Source organism: Bacillus sp. BC08 (genome assembly GCF_054326875.1).
On sequence record NZ_JBTGPA010000035.1, the window covers coordinates 1 to 16,624 of the forward strand.

General features: G+C 37.7%; 12 protein-coding genes, 4 tRNA genes, 1 rRNA gene and 3 pseudogenes. 13 read left to right on the plus strand and 7 right to left on the minus strand.

The window, feature by feature from the left end:
- The 6 genes from ACXVYO_RS17950 to ACXVYO_RS17975 all read left to right on the plus strand — a co-directional run.
- A 16S ribosomal RNA gene (locus ACXVYO_RS17950) occupies nt 1-121 on the plus strand; the annotation flags it as partial.
- Nucleotides 122-251: 130 nt separating this feature from the next.
- Nucleotides 252-328, plus strand: a tRNA-Ile gene (locus ACXVYO_RS17955).
- Between the two features lie 7 nt (nt 329-335).
- Nucleotides 336-410: transfer RNA gene (locus ACXVYO_RS17960), tRNA-Asn, on the plus strand.
- 6 nt (nt 411-416) lie between these two features.
- Nucleotides 417-507, plus strand: a tRNA-Ser gene (locus ACXVYO_RS17965).
- A gap of 5 nt (nt 508-512) precedes the next feature.
- Nucleotides 513-584 (plus strand) — tRNA-Glu (locus ACXVYO_RS17970).
- Between the two features lie 569 nt (nt 585-1,153).
- Complete coding sequence (locus ACXVYO_RS17975; RefSeq protein ID WP_000715344.1) at nt 1,154-2,098, plus strand: L-lactate dehydrogenase; 945 nt, start codon at nt 1,154-1,156, stop codon at nt 2,096-2,098.
- A gap of 171 nt (nt 2,099-2,269) precedes the next feature.
- Here ACXVYO_RS17975 and ACXVYO_RS17980 read toward each other — a convergent pair.
- A pseudogene (locus ACXVYO_RS17980) lies at nt 2,270-2,500 on the minus strand (hypothetical protein); the annotation flags it as partial.
- Nucleotides 2,501-2,694: 194 nt separating this feature from the next.
- On the opposite strand from ACXVYO_RS17980, the pseudogene ACXVYO_RS17985 reads away from it, so the two are divergent.
- Nucleotides 2,695-3,078, plus strand: a pseudogene (locus ACXVYO_RS17985) (RNA-guided endonuclease InsQ/TnpB family protein); the annotation flags it as partial.
- 124 nt (nt 3,079-3,202) lie between these two features.
- Here the strand turns inward: ACXVYO_RS17985 and ACXVYO_RS17990 are convergent.
- A pseudogene (locus ACXVYO_RS17990) lies at nt 3,203-3,610 on the minus strand (TasA family protein); the annotation flags it as partial.
- Nucleotides 3,611-4,080: 470 nt separating this feature from the next.
- Here ACXVYO_RS17990 and glgB point away from each other — a divergent pair.
- From glgB to glgP, 5 genes are all read left to right on the plus strand, one after another.
- Nucleotides 4,081-6,018: a 1,4-alpha-glucan branching protein GlgB gene (glgB, locus tag ACXVYO_RS17995; RefSeq protein ID WP_458468083.1), complete on the plus strand. Its 1,938-nt coding sequence runs from the start codon at nt 4,081-4,083 to the stop codon at nt 6,016-6,018.
- Complete coding sequence (gene glgC, locus ACXVYO_RS18000) at nt 5,966-7,096, plus strand: glucose-1-phosphate adenylyltransferase (RefSeq protein ID WP_061679986.1); 1,131 nt, start codon at nt 5,966-5,968, stop codon at nt 7,094-7,096. The genes glgB and glgC overlap by 53 nt, the downstream gene beginning before the upstream one ends.
- 18 nt (nt 7,097-7,114) lie before the next feature.
- The gene (gene glgD / locus ACXVYO_RS18005; RefSeq protein ID WP_458468084.1) at nt 7,115-8,149 is read left to right on the plus strand and encodes a glucose-1-phosphate adenylyltransferase subunit GlgD; all 1,035 of its coding nucleotides are present in this window, start codon (nt 7,115-7,117) and stop codon (nt 8,147-8,149) included.
- 113 nt (nt 8,150-8,262) lie between these two features.
- Nucleotides 8,263-9,693 (plus strand): glycogen synthase GlgA, encoded by a 1,431-nt coding sequence (gene glgA / locus ACXVYO_RS18010; RefSeq protein ID WP_458468085.1) that lies wholly within the window; start codon nt 8,263-8,265, stop codon nt 9,691-9,693.
- An 18-nt stretch (nt 9,694-9,711) separates the two neighbouring features.
- Nucleotides 9,712-12,120, plus strand: a complete 2,409-nt coding sequence (glgP, locus tag ACXVYO_RS18015; protein WP_458468086.1) for a glycogen phosphorylase — start codon at nt 9,712-9,714, stop codon at nt 12,118-12,120.
- A gap of 81 nt (nt 12,121-12,201) precedes the next feature.
- On the opposite strand, the gene ACXVYO_RS18020 is transcribed toward glgP, so the two are convergent.
- From ACXVYO_RS18020 to ACXVYO_RS18030, 3 genes are all read right to left on the minus strand, one after another.
- Nucleotides 12,202-12,336, minus strand: a complete 135-nt coding sequence (locus tag ACXVYO_RS18020; RefSeq protein ID WP_000911073.1) for a hypothetical protein — start codon at nt 12,334-12,336, stop codon at nt 12,202-12,204.
- Nucleotides 12,337-12,412: 76 nt separating this feature from the next.
- Nucleotides 12,413-13,135, minus strand: a complete 723-nt coding sequence (locus ACXVYO_RS18025; protein ID WP_073516886.1) for a lipase family protein — start codon at nt 13,133-13,135, stop codon at nt 12,413-12,415.
- Between the two features lie 325 nt (nt 13,136-13,460).
- A complete protein-coding gene (locus ACXVYO_RS18030) occupies nt 13,461-14,243 on the minus strand; it encodes a TIGR00266 family protein (protein WP_458468087.1) in 783 nt (260 codons plus the stop codon).
- A gap of 321 nt (nt 14,244-14,564) precedes the next feature.
- Here ACXVYO_RS18030 and cspD point away from each other — a divergent pair, with 321 nt between their 5' ends.
- The gene (cspD, locus tag ACXVYO_RS18035; RefSeq protein WP_001193053.1) at nt 14,565-14,765 is read left to right on the plus strand and encodes a cold-shock protein CspD; all 201 of its coding nucleotides are present in this window, start codon (nt 14,565-14,567) and stop codon (nt 14,763-14,765) included.
- Nucleotides 14,766-14,809: 44 nt separating this feature from the next.
- Here cspD and ACXVYO_RS18040 read toward each other — a convergent pair whose 3' ends face one another.
- Nucleotides 14,810-15,541 carry a yteA family sporulation protein gene (locus ACXVYO_RS18040; protein ID WP_458468088.1) on the minus strand — a complete coding sequence of 244 codons (732 nt, stop codon included), beginning with the start codon at nt 15,539-15,541 and terminating at the stop codon, nt 14,810-14,812.
- 110 nt (nt 15,542-15,651) lie between these two features.
- Complete coding sequence (locus ACXVYO_RS18045) at nt 15,652-16,605, minus strand: 1,4-dihydroxy-2-naphthoate polyprenyltransferase (protein ID WP_000425753.1); 954 nt, start codon at nt 16,603-16,605, stop codon at nt 15,652-15,654.
- Between the last annotated feature and the right edge of the window lie 19 nt (nt 16,606-16,624).

Sequence of the window (16,624 nt, forward strand, 5' to 3'; positions counted from 1 at the left end):
GTAACACCCGAAGTCGGTGGGGTAACCTTTTTGGAGCCAGCCGCCTAAGGTGGGACAGATGATTGGGGTGAAGTCGTAACAAGGTAGCCGTATCGGAAGGTGCGGCTGGATCACCTCCTTTCTATGGAGAATTGATGAACATTGTTCATCAATATAAGTTTCCGTGTTTCGTTTTCGTTTAGTTTTGAGAGTTCAATTAAGTATTGACTCTTAAATGAGGATATGATATAAATAAATCCTGCAATTTGTATGGGCCTATAGCTCAGCTGGTTAGAGCGCACGCCTGATAAGCGTGAGGTCGATGGTTCGAGTCCATTTAGGCCCACCATAATTGTTCCGCAGTAGCTCAGTGGTAGAGCTATCGGCTGTTAACCGATCGGTCGTAGGTTCGAGTCCTACCTGCGGAGCCATATTATAGAGAAGTACCCAAGTGGCTCAAGGGGCTCCCCTGCTAAGGGAGTAGATCGCGAACGCGGTGCGAGGGTTCGAATCCCTTCTTCTCTGCCAGAATTGGCCCGTTGGTCAAGTGGTTAAGACACCGCCCTTTCACGGCGGTAACACGGGTTCGAATCCCGTACGGGTCATACTAAAAGAGATAGCATAATCTGCTATCTCTTTTTTGTTGTGTAAAAGTGGACTTTAGATAGTCTGCTTTTTTTATGGAATAAAAGAAAGATGAAGGATACAGTTGAATAATAAAAATTGAAATATGGGTCGCTCAACCAAAGGATGCTTTAATTGAGCTTTTTAATATTGAAATTGCTGTATTAGGAGCTAATGCGGAAAATAAATAGTATAAATAGAAAAAAGCTGTCTTTCAATAGGTGATCTACTGGAGACAGCTTTTTTATGCTGTTATTATTGTCGGTAAGTCAATATATTGCAAAAATCGCTGATATAATTTCACCTACCGAAAAAACTTTTCACAATCTAAAGAAAACGCCTCCATTGAGATTGATTTCATACTTGATTTAATAACTTTACACTCTATGTGAAAAAGTTCACAAATAGGTCATAATTTGTGAACTTTTTCACAATAATACGTGCTACAATATGAATGTAAAGAAGTTAAACAACATTAAATTAGTATTTTAATTAATTACTTAAACAATCATAAAAAAATAGATGTGAACAATAGAGAGGGGAAACTAACATGAAAAAAGGTATCAATCGTGTAGTATTAGTAGGAACAGGAGCTGTAGGTTGTAGTTACGCTTACTCAATGATCAACCAAGGTGTAGCTGAAGAATTCGTACTTGTAGATGTTAATGAAGCAAAAGCAGAAGGGGAAGCAATGGACTTAAGCCATGCGGTACCATTCTCTCCATCACCAACAAAAGTTTGGAGCGGTAGCTATGCAGATTGTAAAGATGCAGATTTAGTAGTTATCACTGCTGGATTACCACAAAAGCCAGGTGAAACTCGTTTAGATTTAGTTGAGAAAAACACAAAAATCTTTAAACAAATCGTTCGCGGTATTATGGATAGCGGATTCGATGGAATCTTCTTAATCGCAACTAACCCAGTTGATATTTTAACTTACGTAACTTGGAAAGAATCTGGTCTACCAAAAGAACGCGTAATCGGTTCTGGTACTACTTTAGACTCTGCTCGTTTCCGTTACATGTTAGGTGACTACTTAGATGTAGATCCACGTAACGTTCATGCTTACATCGTTGGTGAACACGGTGACACTGAACTTCCAGTATGGAGCCATGCTACTATCGGTGTACAAAAACTAGAAACAATCTTAGCTAACAACGAACAGTACAAACAAGAAGACTTAGATAAAATCTTCGAAAACGTACGTGATGCAGCTTACCATATCATCGAGCGTAAAGGTGCAACTTACTACGGAATCGGTATGTCACTACTTCGTGTAACTAAAGCAATCTTAAGCAACGAGAACAGCGTATTAACTGTATCTGCATACCTTGAAGGACAATATGGTGAGAAAGATGCTTTCGTAGGTGTTCCAGCTGTTATTAACCGTGAAGGTGTACGTGAAATCGTAGAACTTGAGCTAAATGAAGATGAAAAAGCGAAATTCGCTCATTCTGTAAAAGTATTAAAAGAAACAATGGCACCAGTACTATAATAATTGTTAAACCGTTCAGAGGCGGGACACTGCTTCCTACCTCTGAATTCATATAATTTAATATAAATTCCTTTTCCGGTTTCCCTTGTATATCCCCAATATACCCCTTTTGCTGGATAAAGGTCGTTTATAGAAAAGAGCACTCTACTTTATATAGAGTGCTCTTTATTATTATTTTTTAGGAGTTAGTCCTAATTTCTTTAAAATATCTGCAAGTGTGCCGCTTTTTGATTTTTCAACAGGCGTTTGTGATTTAGATGCATCTGGACCTTTCTTCAAGAAGTTCTTTTCAACGAAGCGAATATCTTTTTCGTCGACAATACCATCTTTGTTAAGGTCGCCGTCTTTCACAGATAGTCCTTTTTTACCATAGTTGCTAGCGATAATTTCGGTTTGATTTAGTTTTCCTATTTATTTTGCCTCTGATATAATCAGCCTTATAAGAGGAGACTTTTGGTATAACCATGAAATTAAATAATAGTAGCTCAATGTTCATGTTGTGTTATCACCTTTGGTGGCTCGCCGTGGATAAAGTAAAACAGTTTATGGGAAATCAAGGTGAAAAGTGAGATGAATTAATATGACAAAGCATAATAAGGCGTAAAAATTTCCTTCATCATAAGTCTAAAGAATTAGCTACAAACTTTGATGTTGTAGCAATCGAAGACTTACATATGAAAGGAATGTCACGAGCACTTCGCTTTGGTAAGAGCGTAGCAGATAACGGTTGGAGGATGTTCACGACATTTTTAGCGTATAAGCTACAAGAACAAGGAAAACAGCTTGTAAAAATAGATAGGTGGTTTCCTTCTACAAAGATGTGTAGTAATTGTGGAAACAGAAAAGATATGCTACTATCTGAACGCACGTATGAGTGTTCTTGTGGACTAACAATAAGTCGCGACTATAACGCAGCTATTAATATTAAAAGAGAAGCCATACGCCTATTAGCTAGCGATAGCGTAAATAACACAAAATAACCTTTGGAACAAGGGTGTTAGCTCGGCTGTCCTAGGACAAATTCGTTAGCTATCAAAAGTAGCGACTAACCGAGAAGCCCCCACTTCAAGTAAGCTCGTAAGATATGCTAAGTGGTGGGTAGTTCACTTCTGATAGTTTTGTTTCCCACAAAATTTCATGATCATCGTTTGGATTAGATGGCTTTCCATCATTCACTAAAAATTTGACGATGATGTGATCGCCTAAATCTTCACCATCATTATTTTGCTTTGCATCTGTAACTTCATAGGATGTTTCAAGTGCTACCTTTGCAATATCCAATGTCCCTTTATTTTCAAGCTTGAAGTTTCTTTCGATCAAATCACCTGGTTTTAAATCTTTCACATTAACAATTACACTTGGGTTAATAGAAAGATCTAGTGTACCAGCTTGAAATGAGTTACTAGATGTTTTAGAATCACTGAAATAGGCGGCGAATACCCCGCCGAATGTAAGGGATAAACCAAGTGAAGCTGTGACAACTCCCATCCCAACCTTTTGTTTTAATGACATAAGAAAGCCCCCTAATTTAATTTTTATCAAACTTTCGCCTGGAGTATGGATAGAGTAAACATAGTATTTCAGTATGAATTATATTTGCGAAGGTTCTATGTTCTTTATTGAGAACAAGTATATGCTTATGAATTTTCCATTTCAATAAAATTATGACAAAAAATGTTGAGAAACATTTTTTTATGACAGATTATTTTGTTGTGATTTTAAGTGATAAATAGCGGGCAAAATAGGGTCAATCTAATAAAATAAAGGTTGAGAAATAAATAATAGGATGAAAGACTAGTAGGAAATGAAGCGTTTGCAATGAATATTCGTCAAAATTCGATATTTTACACAGTAAATTTGAATATTTTAAGTGAAAATAAAGAAAAAAACGAATATTTTTTAAAAAATAACAAGGATATTTCAGTTTTTCGCAGAAATGATAAAGAGTAAAAAATTTCTGTCATCTTAGTGAGGTGAACATATTGGATGTAATAAATTGTGAAGAAGTGAAACGAGATGAGTTTCATACAGAAAAGTACTATGACAGTTATAACATCTTTGGGGCACATATTGTGACGGAAGATGGGATGCGAGGTGTACGATTCACAGTATGGGCTCCTCATGCGAAAGCAATGAGTGTTGTTGGAGATTTTAATGAATGGGATTATGAGCAACATAAGATGCTACAAGTGACAGAAGAGGGGATTTGGTCCTTGTTTGTACCGTATATTGAAGAGAATGAGATATATAAGTATGCGATTGAAACGATGGACGGTAACGTGATTTTAAAAGCAGATCCTTACGCAGTATATGCAGAAGTAAGACCAAATACGGCATCTGTAGTTTTTGATATAGAGGGATATGAATGGAATGATAAAAACTGGATTCGTAAGAGAAAGAAAAAATCGATTTATAAAGAAGCGATGACAGTTTATGAATTACATTTCGGTTCTTGGAAAAAGAAAGAAGATGGCGCTCTGTACTCTTACAGAGAAATGGCCGAGGAGCTCATTCCGTATGTGGTGGAACATCAATTTACACATATTGAAATTATGCCGCTTGTTGAGCATCCATATGATCGTTCTTGGGGATATCAAGGAACGGGATATTATGCAGCGACAAGTAGATTCGGCACGCCACATGATTTGATGTATTTTGTCGATGAATGTCATAAATATGGAATCGGTGTCATTTTGGATTGGGTGCCGGGGCATTTTTGTAAAGATGCTCACGGTTTATATTTGTTTGATGGGACACCGACTTATGAATATAAAGATATAGATGTACAAGAAAACCTGGTATGGGGAACTGTTAATTTTGATTTAGGGAAGAGGGAAGTACGTAATTTCTTAATTTCAAATGCGTTATTTTGGATGAAGTATTTCCACATTGATGGTTTCAGGGTGGATGCAGTTGCGAATATGTTGTACTGGAATAAAGAAGGACAGGAACAAAGTAATGAGCACGCTGTTTCATTTTTACGAGAGCTAAATGAAGCGGTATTTGCAGAAGATGAAGATTTTCTTATGACAGCAGAAGATTCAACAGCTTGGCCACTTGTAACAGCTCCAACGTATGAAGGTGGGCTTGGATTCAATTACAAATGGAATATGGGCTGGATGAATGATGTGCTGAAATATATGGAGTGTGCGCCTGAGTACAGAAAGCATATTCATGAGAAAATAACGTTCTCATTACTATATGCTTACTCTGAAAACTTTATATTACCGCTTTCTCATGATGAAGTCGTTCATGGGAAAAAGTCGTTATTAAATAAAATGCCAGGAGATTACTGGGATAAGTTTGCTCAACTTCGTTTATTATATGGATATTTCTTTACTCACCCAGGTAAGAAATTACTCTTTATGGGTGGAGAATTCGGGCAGTTTGATGAGTGGAAAGATCTTGAAGATTTAGATTGGAATTTACATGACTTTGAAATGCATCGTTATATGCATGATTACTTTAAAGAGCTCATAGCATTGTATAAGCGCTCCAAACCACTTTGGCAGCTTGATCATTCACCGGAAGGATTTCAGTGGATAGATGCTAATAATCATGAGCAAAGTATTTTCTCATTTATCCGCCAAGGGGATAAACAAGAAGATGCGTTAGTTGTCGTATGTAATTTTACGAAAGCTACATATGAAAACTATAAAGTAGGTTTGCCAGATTTCGAGTATTATAACGAGATTTTAAACAGTGACGCTGAGCAATATGGCGGATCGGGGCAAGTGAATAAGAAACGTCTCAAGACGATTCAGGAACCGTATCATAATCAAGCAGCACATGTAGAAATTACAATTCCACCATTTGGCGTATCCATATTACGACCAGTGAAGACGAGAAAGGGGAGCAAAAAACAAGATGGCTCAAAAACAAAAATGCGTAGCAATGTTACTAGCAGGGGGAAAAGGTAGTCGATTAAGTGCATTAACAAAAAATTTAGCTAAGCCAGCTGTGCCATTTGGTGGTAAATATCGCATTATTGATTTTACGCTAAGTAACTGTGCGAATTCTGGTATTGAAACGGTTGGGATTTTAACGCAATATCAACCACTCGAACTTCATAATTATATCGGAATCGGCAATGCTTGGGATTTAGACCGAGTAAGCGGTGGAGTCACAGTGTTACCTCCTTATGCGGAGTCTTCAGGGGTGAAATGGTACACAGGTACGGCAAGTGCCATTTATCAAAATTTAAACTATTTAAGTCAATACGAACCAGAGTATGTTCTGATTTTATCAGGCGACCATATTTATAAAATGGATTACAGTAAAATGCTAGATTACCATGTGGAGAAAGAAGCGGACGTTTCGATTTCTGTTATTGAAGTACCATGGGATGAAGCGAGTCGTTTCGGTATTATGAATACGAACGAAGAGATGGAGATTGTTGAATTTGAAGAAAAACCGCAATTTCCAAGAAGTAATCTTGCATCAATGGGAATTTATATTTTTAACTGGGCAATTTTGAAAGAGTATTTAGAGATGGATGCAAGAAATCCTGAATCTAGTAATGATTTCGGAAAAGATGTACTTCCGCTTTTATTAGATGAAGGGAAAAAGCTGATGGCGTATCCGTTTGAAGGATATTGGAAAGATGTTGGAACGGTGAAAAGCTTATGGGAAGCGAATATGGATTTACTTCGTGATGAAACATCGCTGAATTTAAACGATCGTAATTGGCGTATTTATTCTGTGAATCCAAATGAGCCACCTCAATATATTGCGGAACAGGCAAAAGTAGAAGAATCACTTATTAACGAAGGATGCGTCATTGAAGGGGACGTGAAGCATTCTGTGTTATTCCAAGGGGTGACGGTGGAAGAAGGTAGTATGGTTATTGATTCTGTCGTTATGCCGGGGGCGAAGATTGGTAAAAATGTTGTGATTGAAAGAGCGATCGTTGGATCAGAAATGGTTATTGAAGATGGAACCATTATTCGTCCAGAAAAAAATGTCGACGATGTAGTACTCATTGCTGAAGGGAAATAGAAAAGGGGGATGAAATGAATGGGAGAAAAAATGTTAGGAATTATTAATGCAACGGGAAGTTTTCCTTCCTTAAAGAAAGTAACAGGGCATCGTTCACTAGCGGCGTTACCGTTTGGGGGCCGCTATCGACTCATTGATTTCATGCTTTCAAATATGGTGAATTCTAATATTCATAGTGTAGCGGTTTTTACAAGTCATAAAAACCGTTCGTTAATGGACCATGTTGGTTCAGGAAAACAGTGGGATTTAGATAGAAAAAGAGACGGACTGTTTTTATTCCCTCCAAATTGCCAATGTGACCAAGATGAATTTGGATCTTTTGCACATTTTAGAAGACATATTGATTATTTTCTAAGAGCTAGAGAAGAATACGTTGTTATTACGAATAGCCATCTCGTAACAGCATTAGATTTTCAAGCGGTGTTAGAGCGACATATACATACGGCAGCTGATATTACTGAAGTTTGCCATGAAGGGGTTTCGCTTCAAACATACGTGTTAAAGAAACAATTATTGTTAGATTTATTTGAGACATATAAAGATGTAGAGCAATACAGTTTATTTGATGTAGTGAGAGAAAAGCGCGGAAAATCACTGCACATTGCTACGTATGAGCATACAGGATATGTAGCTATTATTGATTCGATTGAAAGTTACTATAAACATAGCTTAGAAATTTTGCAGCCTGCTATTTGGAAGCAATTATTTAAGAAAGAAGCACCGATCTTTACGAAAGTAAAAGATGAACCACCAACTCGTTACCTGAAGGGTGCAGCCGTGAAAAATACAATGATTGCAAACGGCAGTATTATCGAAGGTGAAGTAGAAAATAGTGTTATCTCCCGTTCTGTTAAAATTGGCAAAGGTTCAATTGTTCGTAATAGCATTATTATGCAAAAGAGCAAAATTGGAGATAATTGTATAATAGATGGTGTTATTATTGATAAAGACGTGAAAATTGGTGACGGTGTTGTACTAAAAGGAAACGCCGATGAGCCATATGTTATAGAAAAAGGAAGCGTTCAAAATAGTACGATTAATAGTTATTCTTAAAAGAATCAGTGGGGGTTTTTCCTCCACTGATTAAAGCATTCATTTAAATGAAAACTCGAAGGGAGGAAGCTGCAAGGGAAGTAGTATAAGCTTTTCGTGCAGTGGGACAACAAGTGAATATTTTATTTGCAGTATCAGAATGTGTACCATTTGTTAAATCGGGAGGATTAGCTGATGTAGCAGGTGCGCTCCCAAAAGAGCTAAAAAAATTAGGCGTGGACGTTCGCATTATACTTCCGAATTATAGTCTTATTCCGCAAAAATTAAGAGATGGATGTACGTTACATAAAGTAATTAACGTCCCGCTTGGGTGGAGAAATCAATATTGCGGAATTTTAAAAGGTGAGCAAGACGGGATTACGTATTACTTAATAGATAATGAATATTATTTTAAGCGAGATTCTCTATATGGTCATTATGATGACGGAGAGCGTTTTTCTTATTTTTCTAAAGCAGTTTTAGAGTGTATTCCTCACCTTGATTTCGAAGTGGATGTTCTTCATAGTCACGATTGGCATACAGCTATGGTGAATTTCTTACTACGTGAAAAGTATCAAGATAATCCATTATATGAGCATATTAAAACGGTATATACGATTCATAACTTGCAGTTCCAAGGTGTATTTTCTCCTGAAGTGATGTACGACTTGTTAGAACTTGGCGACGAATATTTTCATAGTGAGCAGCTAGAGTTTTATGGAAATGTGAACTTTATGAAGGGCGGGATTATCGCTTCTGATCAAATTACAGCGGTTAGCCCGACATACAAAGAGGAAATTCAATATGAGTTTTTTGGTGAGAAGTTAGATGGGTTGTTACGAAAAAATAATGGTAAGCTTAGCGGCATCGTAAATGGAATTGATACGAGCGTATATAATCCAGAAACGGATTCGTATATTACTGCTCAGTACGATGCAGAGTCATTAGAGGAAAAGAATGAAAATAAACGCGCCTTGCAGCGTTATTTTGGTTTGCCAGAAAAAAAAGATACACCAATTATTTCGATGGTAACGAGATTAACGAAGCAAAAAGGTCTTGATTTAGTGCGTACTGTATTCCGCGAAATAATGGAGGAAGATGTACAATGTATTATTTTAGGATCAGGTGATTCGGAATATGAGCAATTCTTTGAGTGGATGGCATACGAGTATCCTGAAAAGGTAAGAGTGTATATCGGATTTAATGAAGAATTAGCTCACCAAGTATATGCGGGAAGTGATTTATTCTTAATGCCATCATTATTTGAACCGTGTGGACTTGGACAACTTATCGCATTAGCGTACGGTACGATTCCGATTGTAAGAGAAACAGGCGGATTAAATGACACGGTACAATCTTATGATGAAGAAACTGGAGAAGGAAATGGTTTCAGTTTCACGAACTTTAATGCACATGACATGTTGCACACGGTTCGTCGTGCAATTGAATTTTATCATGATAAACCGGTATGGGAGCAGCTTGTAAAGCAAGCGATGACTGAAGATTATAGCTGGGAGAAATCAGCTCTTGCTTATAAGAAATTGTATAAAAGTCTCATGGAATAACATGTAGGTGGTGAAGAAATGTTTACTCATGTTGAAAGTTTCAAATCAGCTTTTCTAGAAAAGTTAGAGACGATGTATGGTAAAAGTTTCAAAGACTCTACAACTCGTGATCAATACAATACGCTTGGATACATGGTACGTGAGTATATGAATAGCCAATGGATTGCAACGAACGAAAGCTATCGGTCTGGAGAGCAAAAGCAAATGTATTACTTATCCATTGAGTTTTTACTTGGGCGTTTGCTTGGAAGTAACATATTAAATTTAGGCATCAGGGATGTATGTGAGCAAGGACTTTCTGAGCTTGGGATTTCGTTGCAAGAATTAGAAGAGGTGGAAGCAGATGCAGGTCTTGGAAATGGTGGACTTGGACGATTAGCAGCCTGTTTTCTTGATTCACTTGCATCGTTAAATTTACCAGGTCATGGCTGTGGCATTCGTTACAAACACGGCTTATTTGACCAAAAAATTGTTGATGGTTATCAAGTTGAATTTCCAGAGCAGTGGCTTCTTCATGAAAACGTATGGGAAGTAAGAAGGCATGATCAAGCTGTAGAAGTAAGCTATTTCGGTAATGTTGAACCGCTATACATTGATGGACGTTTAGAGTTCAGACATACGAATGCAGAAGTGATTATGGCAGTACCATATGACGTTCCAGTAGTAGGTTATGAGACGAGTACTGTAAACACACTTAGACTTTGGAATGCTGAACCAGTTCCTTTCCCGCAAAATTGCAAAGATATTTTGAAATATAAGCGTGAAACAGAGGCGGTATCGGAGTTTTTATATCCAGATGATACGCATGATGAGGGAAAAATACTTCGTTTGAAACAACAGTATTTCCTTGTATCAGCAAGTTTGCAAAATATCGTTCGTCTGCATAGAGAAAGATATGGTGATCTTCGTCAATTGCATGAGAAAATTGCGATTCATATTAATGATACACATCCAGTTTTGGCGATTCCAGAACTGATGCGTATTTTATTAGATGAAGAAAAACTAGCATGGGAAGAAGCTTGGCACATAACGACGCAAACAATTTCTTATACGAATCATACGACGTTATCAGAAGCACTTGAAAAGTGGCCAATGCACATTTTTAAACCGTTATTACCGAGAATTTATATGATTATTGAAGAGATTAATGAACGTTTCTGTCATGAACTTTGGGAACGTTATCCATATGAATGGCATCGTATTGAAGAGATGGCGATTATTGCGCATGATCTTGTGAAAATGGCTCATTTAGCAATTGTCGGTAGCCATAGCGTTAATGGTGTAGCGAAAATTCATACGGAAATTTTAAAGCAACGTGAAATGCGATTATTTTATGAGTTTTATCCAGATAAGTTTAATAATAAAACGAATGGAATCGCTCATAGACGCTGGTTAATGAAGGCGAATCCGCAGCTGACGAACCTTATTTCAGAGGCGATTGGAACAGAGTGGAAGAAAGAACCGATTAAGCTTCAAGCGCTGCAATTAGTTCAATACGATGCGAGTTTCCAGGAGAAATTTGCAGAGGTAAAACAAGAGCGTAAAGAGATTTTAGCGGAGCGTATTCATAATAAAATGGGGATTACAATTGATCCTAATTCTATTTTTGATGTGCAAGTAAAAAGACTGCATGCTTACAAACGACAATTATTAAACGTTCTTCATATTTTATATTTGTATAACCGTTTGAAAGAGGATGCTAGTTTTACATTTTATCCGCGAACTTTTATTTTTGGAGCGAAAGCATCACCTGGCTATTACTATGCAAAAAAAATTATTAAATTAATTAATGAACTCGCAAGGAAAGTGAATAATGATCCGTACGTCAGCCAATATATGAAAGTTATCTTTCTAGAAAACTATCGAGTGTCTTTAGCAGAAGATATATTCCCAGCTGCGGATGTTAGTGAGCAAATTTCAACTGCGAGTAAAGAAGCATCAGGAACAGGTAATATGAAATTTATGATGAATGGTGCGATCACACTCGGCACGTTAGACGGAGCTAATATTGAAATAAAAGAGAGAGTCGGTGATGATAACTGTTTCATTTTCGGTTTAACGGCCGATGAGGTTCTTCATTACTATCAAAATGGTGGATATCGTGCGAGTGATTATTATCACCACAATATGCATATTAAAAAAGTAGTAGATCAGTTAACGAATGGTTTCTTTGCACATTCGGGAGCTGAATTTGAAGCGATTTACGATTCTCTCGTAATTCAAAATGATGAATACTTTGTTCTGCGAGATTTTGGTCCATATGCGGAAAGGCAAGAAGCTGTTGGTAGAGCTTATGAGAACCGAACGAAGTGGCTAGAAATGTCGATTTTAAATATTGCACAATCTGGTCATTTTGCGAGCGATCGAACGATTTTGCAGTATAGTAACGAGATTTGGGGTATTGGTAATGCGGTTACACAGTATTAAATGAAAGTCCCTTTTAAAAGAGGAATATAATCGCTTAAAAAACCGAGCTTAATCTCATTAAGCTCGGTTTTCCTTTTTTGCTTAAGAAAGAAATGGAATAGCGGTATAGATTATACCAGTTCCACCATATTCTCCTGTCGCAAAGTATGAAAATGTAAAGAAACCTGTAAACGTAAAAATTACAATGAGAAAAAGTGCAAAGATAAATTTTAGCATGTAAGGTCCCCTCATCCAAAAATAACTTCATATATTATTATAGTATAAGGATATTCAATTTCCAATTGTTTACTGGTTAAAAATGAGAAGTCAGACATGTTTTGTATGTTGTAATGGCATGATTATTTGTAATAGATTTTGTGTTTTTTGTAAATGTCATGTTGTGATGAACGTGTGCATATTCCCAGTCTTGATCATTAAAATGGACATTGCGCGGAGGGAGAAGGGGAACGACATCAAATAAATTAACGAAGCGAAAGCTACTAGCTACTTGTAGTTTATAATAATTCCGAAATGCAATATCGCCCACTTTGGGAGAGGCAAATGTATAAAGACCGTACTGTGCAAATGCGGTGTTGATACGCGCATCGAGTATATGTAGTGTAGCGAGTGCACCACCTAAGCTATGACCGGTTGCAAGAAGTTTTTTATGGGCTGGTAGTGATACGAGCATATCCATAATAGAATCTCGGCAAGATTCATAAATGGAAAGAAAGCCGTTATGGACATTTCCGCTGTTTAAAGCATATGGGTATGGTTTTTGGTTAACGAGTGAATCGATAATCCAGTCTGTATCTGTTTGTGTCCCGCGAAAAGCTACAATAATCGTATCCTCAGACTCTAGTATGAATCCGAACCATTCTGTCGTTTGAATGGTTTTTCCTTGAAAGCCTTGTACATATTGAAAACCATCTGGTATTTCGAAAATCCCATTTTGTTTATATTGTTCATACGTTAACTCACAACAAGAAGCTAACAATATGGCAGTATCTTTATCGAAGGATAAAGGAGTACGCATTAAGGAAGCCCTCCTTAAGAAAAGGTATAGTTCAATATATGCAGTGAGGGACTTGATTCATTCTTTGGAGGAAGTTTGAAAATTAAGCTTGAACCTTTATAAATATGAAGAAGAAGCGCGGCCAAATGAGGCTATGGAATTCAAAGTGGTTTATACAGTCAAAAAAAAGATAGTTCCCTATGAAGGAGACTATCTCTTTTTTGTTTTATCCCGCTTTAATGGGCAGTAAGACCCCCACCTCAAAGTTCAGTGAAAGCAAAGAAGTTAGGTGGGGGTCGGGCTGCCCATTAAAGTCCGATTGGTGAGGGCTGATTAAAGTTTCACTTTATTCTTTCCCATCTAAAAGACGTCCAAGTCCGCCTAAAACGCTGCCTTCACCGCTGTTTTGAGCTGCTGGGCTTGTAAGGCGTGCTGCTAAACGGCTAAGTGTTAAGGACTGAATCCAAACCGTTCCAGGGCCTTCTAACGTTGCGAAGAATAAACCTTCGCCGCCAAATAGAGCTGTTTTTACTTTTCCAACGAATTGAACATCGTAGTTAACGTCTTTTGTCATGGCAACGAGACAACCTGTATCGATGCGAAGTCTTTCGCCAGGTTTTAATTCACGCTTGTATACAGTTCCGCCTGCATGCATGAAAGCAAGTCCATCACCTTCAAGTTTCTGCATGATGAAACCTTCCCCACCGAAGAAACCAGTTCCGATTTTTTTCGTAAACTCGATTCCGATAGAAACGCCTTTTGCTGCACAAAGAAACGCATCTTTTTGGCAAACTACCTTTCCTTGATATTCTGTTAAATCTACAGGAACAATCTTACCAGGATAAGGAGCGGCAAAAGATACTTGGCGCTTGCCGTGACCTGTATTTGTAAAGACAGTCATAAACATACTTTCACCTGTAACGAGACGTTTACCAGCGCCCATTAATTTACCGAATAGACCACTAGATGGGCCAGAACCATCACCGAAAATGGTTTCCATTTCGATATGATCTTCCATCATCATCATTGCGCCAGCCTCTGCGATAACGCTTTCTTCTGGATCTAATTCAATTTCAACAAACTGCATATCATCGCCATATAATTTATACTCGATTTCATGTGCTTGCATTTTTTCACCTCATCATATGTAGTAATTATATTGTACCGAAATCAAAGAAATTAGAATACTGTAGATTTGTTAATTTGTGAATAAAAATAGAATGAAAATTTAAGGTTATACTAGGATTATAAAAAAAGATGGGTTGAAAGTGTTCTCATTTGACGTTTTTGATATAGCATGATATAGTGAAAGCACTATTGAGCTACATAATGTGGTACGGAAATAAAGCACGTTGTATTAAAGGCTGTAAGCTTGTTATACATTCATGTCCTTTATATCCACCTTTTCATGTGGATTCATAGTTTCATTTTTATTTAGGAGGTACATGACATGCAAACAGGTAAAGTTAAATGGTTTAACGGCGAAAAAGGTTTTGGCTTCATCGAAGTTGAAGGCGGAGAAGACGTATTCGTACATTTCTCAGCTATCCAAGGCGAAGGCTTCAAAACTTTAGAAGAAGGTCAAGAAGTTTCTTTCGAAATCGTTGAAGGAAACCGCGGACCACAAGCAGCTAACGTTACAAAAAACTAGTTAGCTAGCGATAAAAAGCATTCCGATTTTCGGAATGCTTTTTTTTATTCTTTGGAACTCGATTCATTTGAGGATAATTCGCCCTTAAAGGTACGCTCTTCAAAGTCATCAAGCATTTGTTCATATTCTTCATGCTCTTCTGTAGCGAAAATTTGCGGATTTTTTCCATACATATCTGTACCGATAAAGTTTTCGAAATCCTCTACGTAGCCTACATTTTCCTCGCTATTTACGTACATGCCATTATAGTTTTTGGAATCTTGTCTTTCTAAATCAGACGGCGTTTCAGACGTTCCGTAATTGGCAACATCTTGCCATGCGTCTTCCGCATCGTATTCAACAGAATGATCTTCATCGTGTTTGTGGAAAGAAGGGGACAACACTTCTTCTTCAACTGGTCGTGTATTCATATTTAACTTACTTGTCGTGTGCTGGATGCATGTTGTAGCGGTCGGCATTGCTTCTAATCTTTCAAATGGAATTTCTTCGCCAGACACTTCGCAAATGCCGTACGTACCTGCTTCTATTTTTTGCAGGGCGTGTTTCGTATCCTCTAGCTGTTTATGCCAAAGTTCAATAAGCCCGAAGTCTTTTTCGCGTTCATATAGCTCTGTTGCCATATCAGCTGGATGGTTATCGTAGCTAGATAATTCTCCAACGGAATCACGTTCAGATGCACGATCTTCATTTTCATGTGTTTGTATCGTTTGCTCTAGTTCTTGTTTTTGTTTTTCTAAAACGGATTTAAATTGATTTATTTGTTGTGGAGTTAACATAGTCGTCCACCTTCCTACAATTCAGTTTCTTTACATAGTATGAACGTTGAGAGTGGGAATTATGAGCTGAAATTGGTATACGAAAAAGGAGCCGCGTCAGCAGCTCCTTTCTATAGAAAATATCCAAGCAATAATCCGATTCCCATGAGGAGACCGAAGATTGTATTTGTTTTTGCTGTGGCGATCATTGCAGGTACCATTTCCATTGGAATGCTTTTGCCGATAAAGCCTTTCGTCGCTTTAAATGCTTTCGGTGCACTTAAAAATACGATAAGCATCCATGGTGATACGATGCCCACGATAATTAGAGCAATTGTCCAAATGTAGGAAACGATGAACATAGAAGCAAGTACACCAACGGCTCTTTCACGTCCAACGAGAATCGCTAACGTTTTACGGCCATTTTCTTTATCACCATCTAAGTCACGAATGTTATTAGCTAATAATATGGCACCAATTAAAATGGAGCTTGGGATAGATAGTAAAATGACTTCTGATGTTACAGTTCCAGTTTGAATAAAGAATGAAATCCCAATAATAATGACACCCATAAATAGTCCGGCTGTTAACTCTCCAAATGGTGTATATGCAATTGGAAGTGGACCGCCTGTATAAAGGTAAGCAACAGCCATACAAACAAGACCGATTGCCGCAAGCCACCAGCTAGAATTCATACAAATATAAACACCTAATAGTATTGCGATGCCGAAAAATCCAAATGCTAAGTTAAGCACCGTTTTTGGCTGAATGCCATCGCGAACGATAGCGCCGCCGATACCAACTGACCCTTCGTGATCAAGTCCTCTTTTATAATCAAAGTATTCATTAAACATGTTTGTTGCTGCTTGAATGAGAAGACAAGCAAGAAGCATCATAAGGAAAAGAGGGAGATGTATTTGATTTATGCCTCCGACCTGCATTGCATATGCTGTTCCGATGAAAACAGGAACGAAAGCTGCTGTTAATGTATGGGGACGTAGTAAACTCCACCAAATGCGCCAGCCTGTTTGCTTACTTGGCTTTGGCGCCGTAGGAGAGGAATTCGTTTCGACGTTCATTTCCATGTTGAATCCTCCTTTGGTC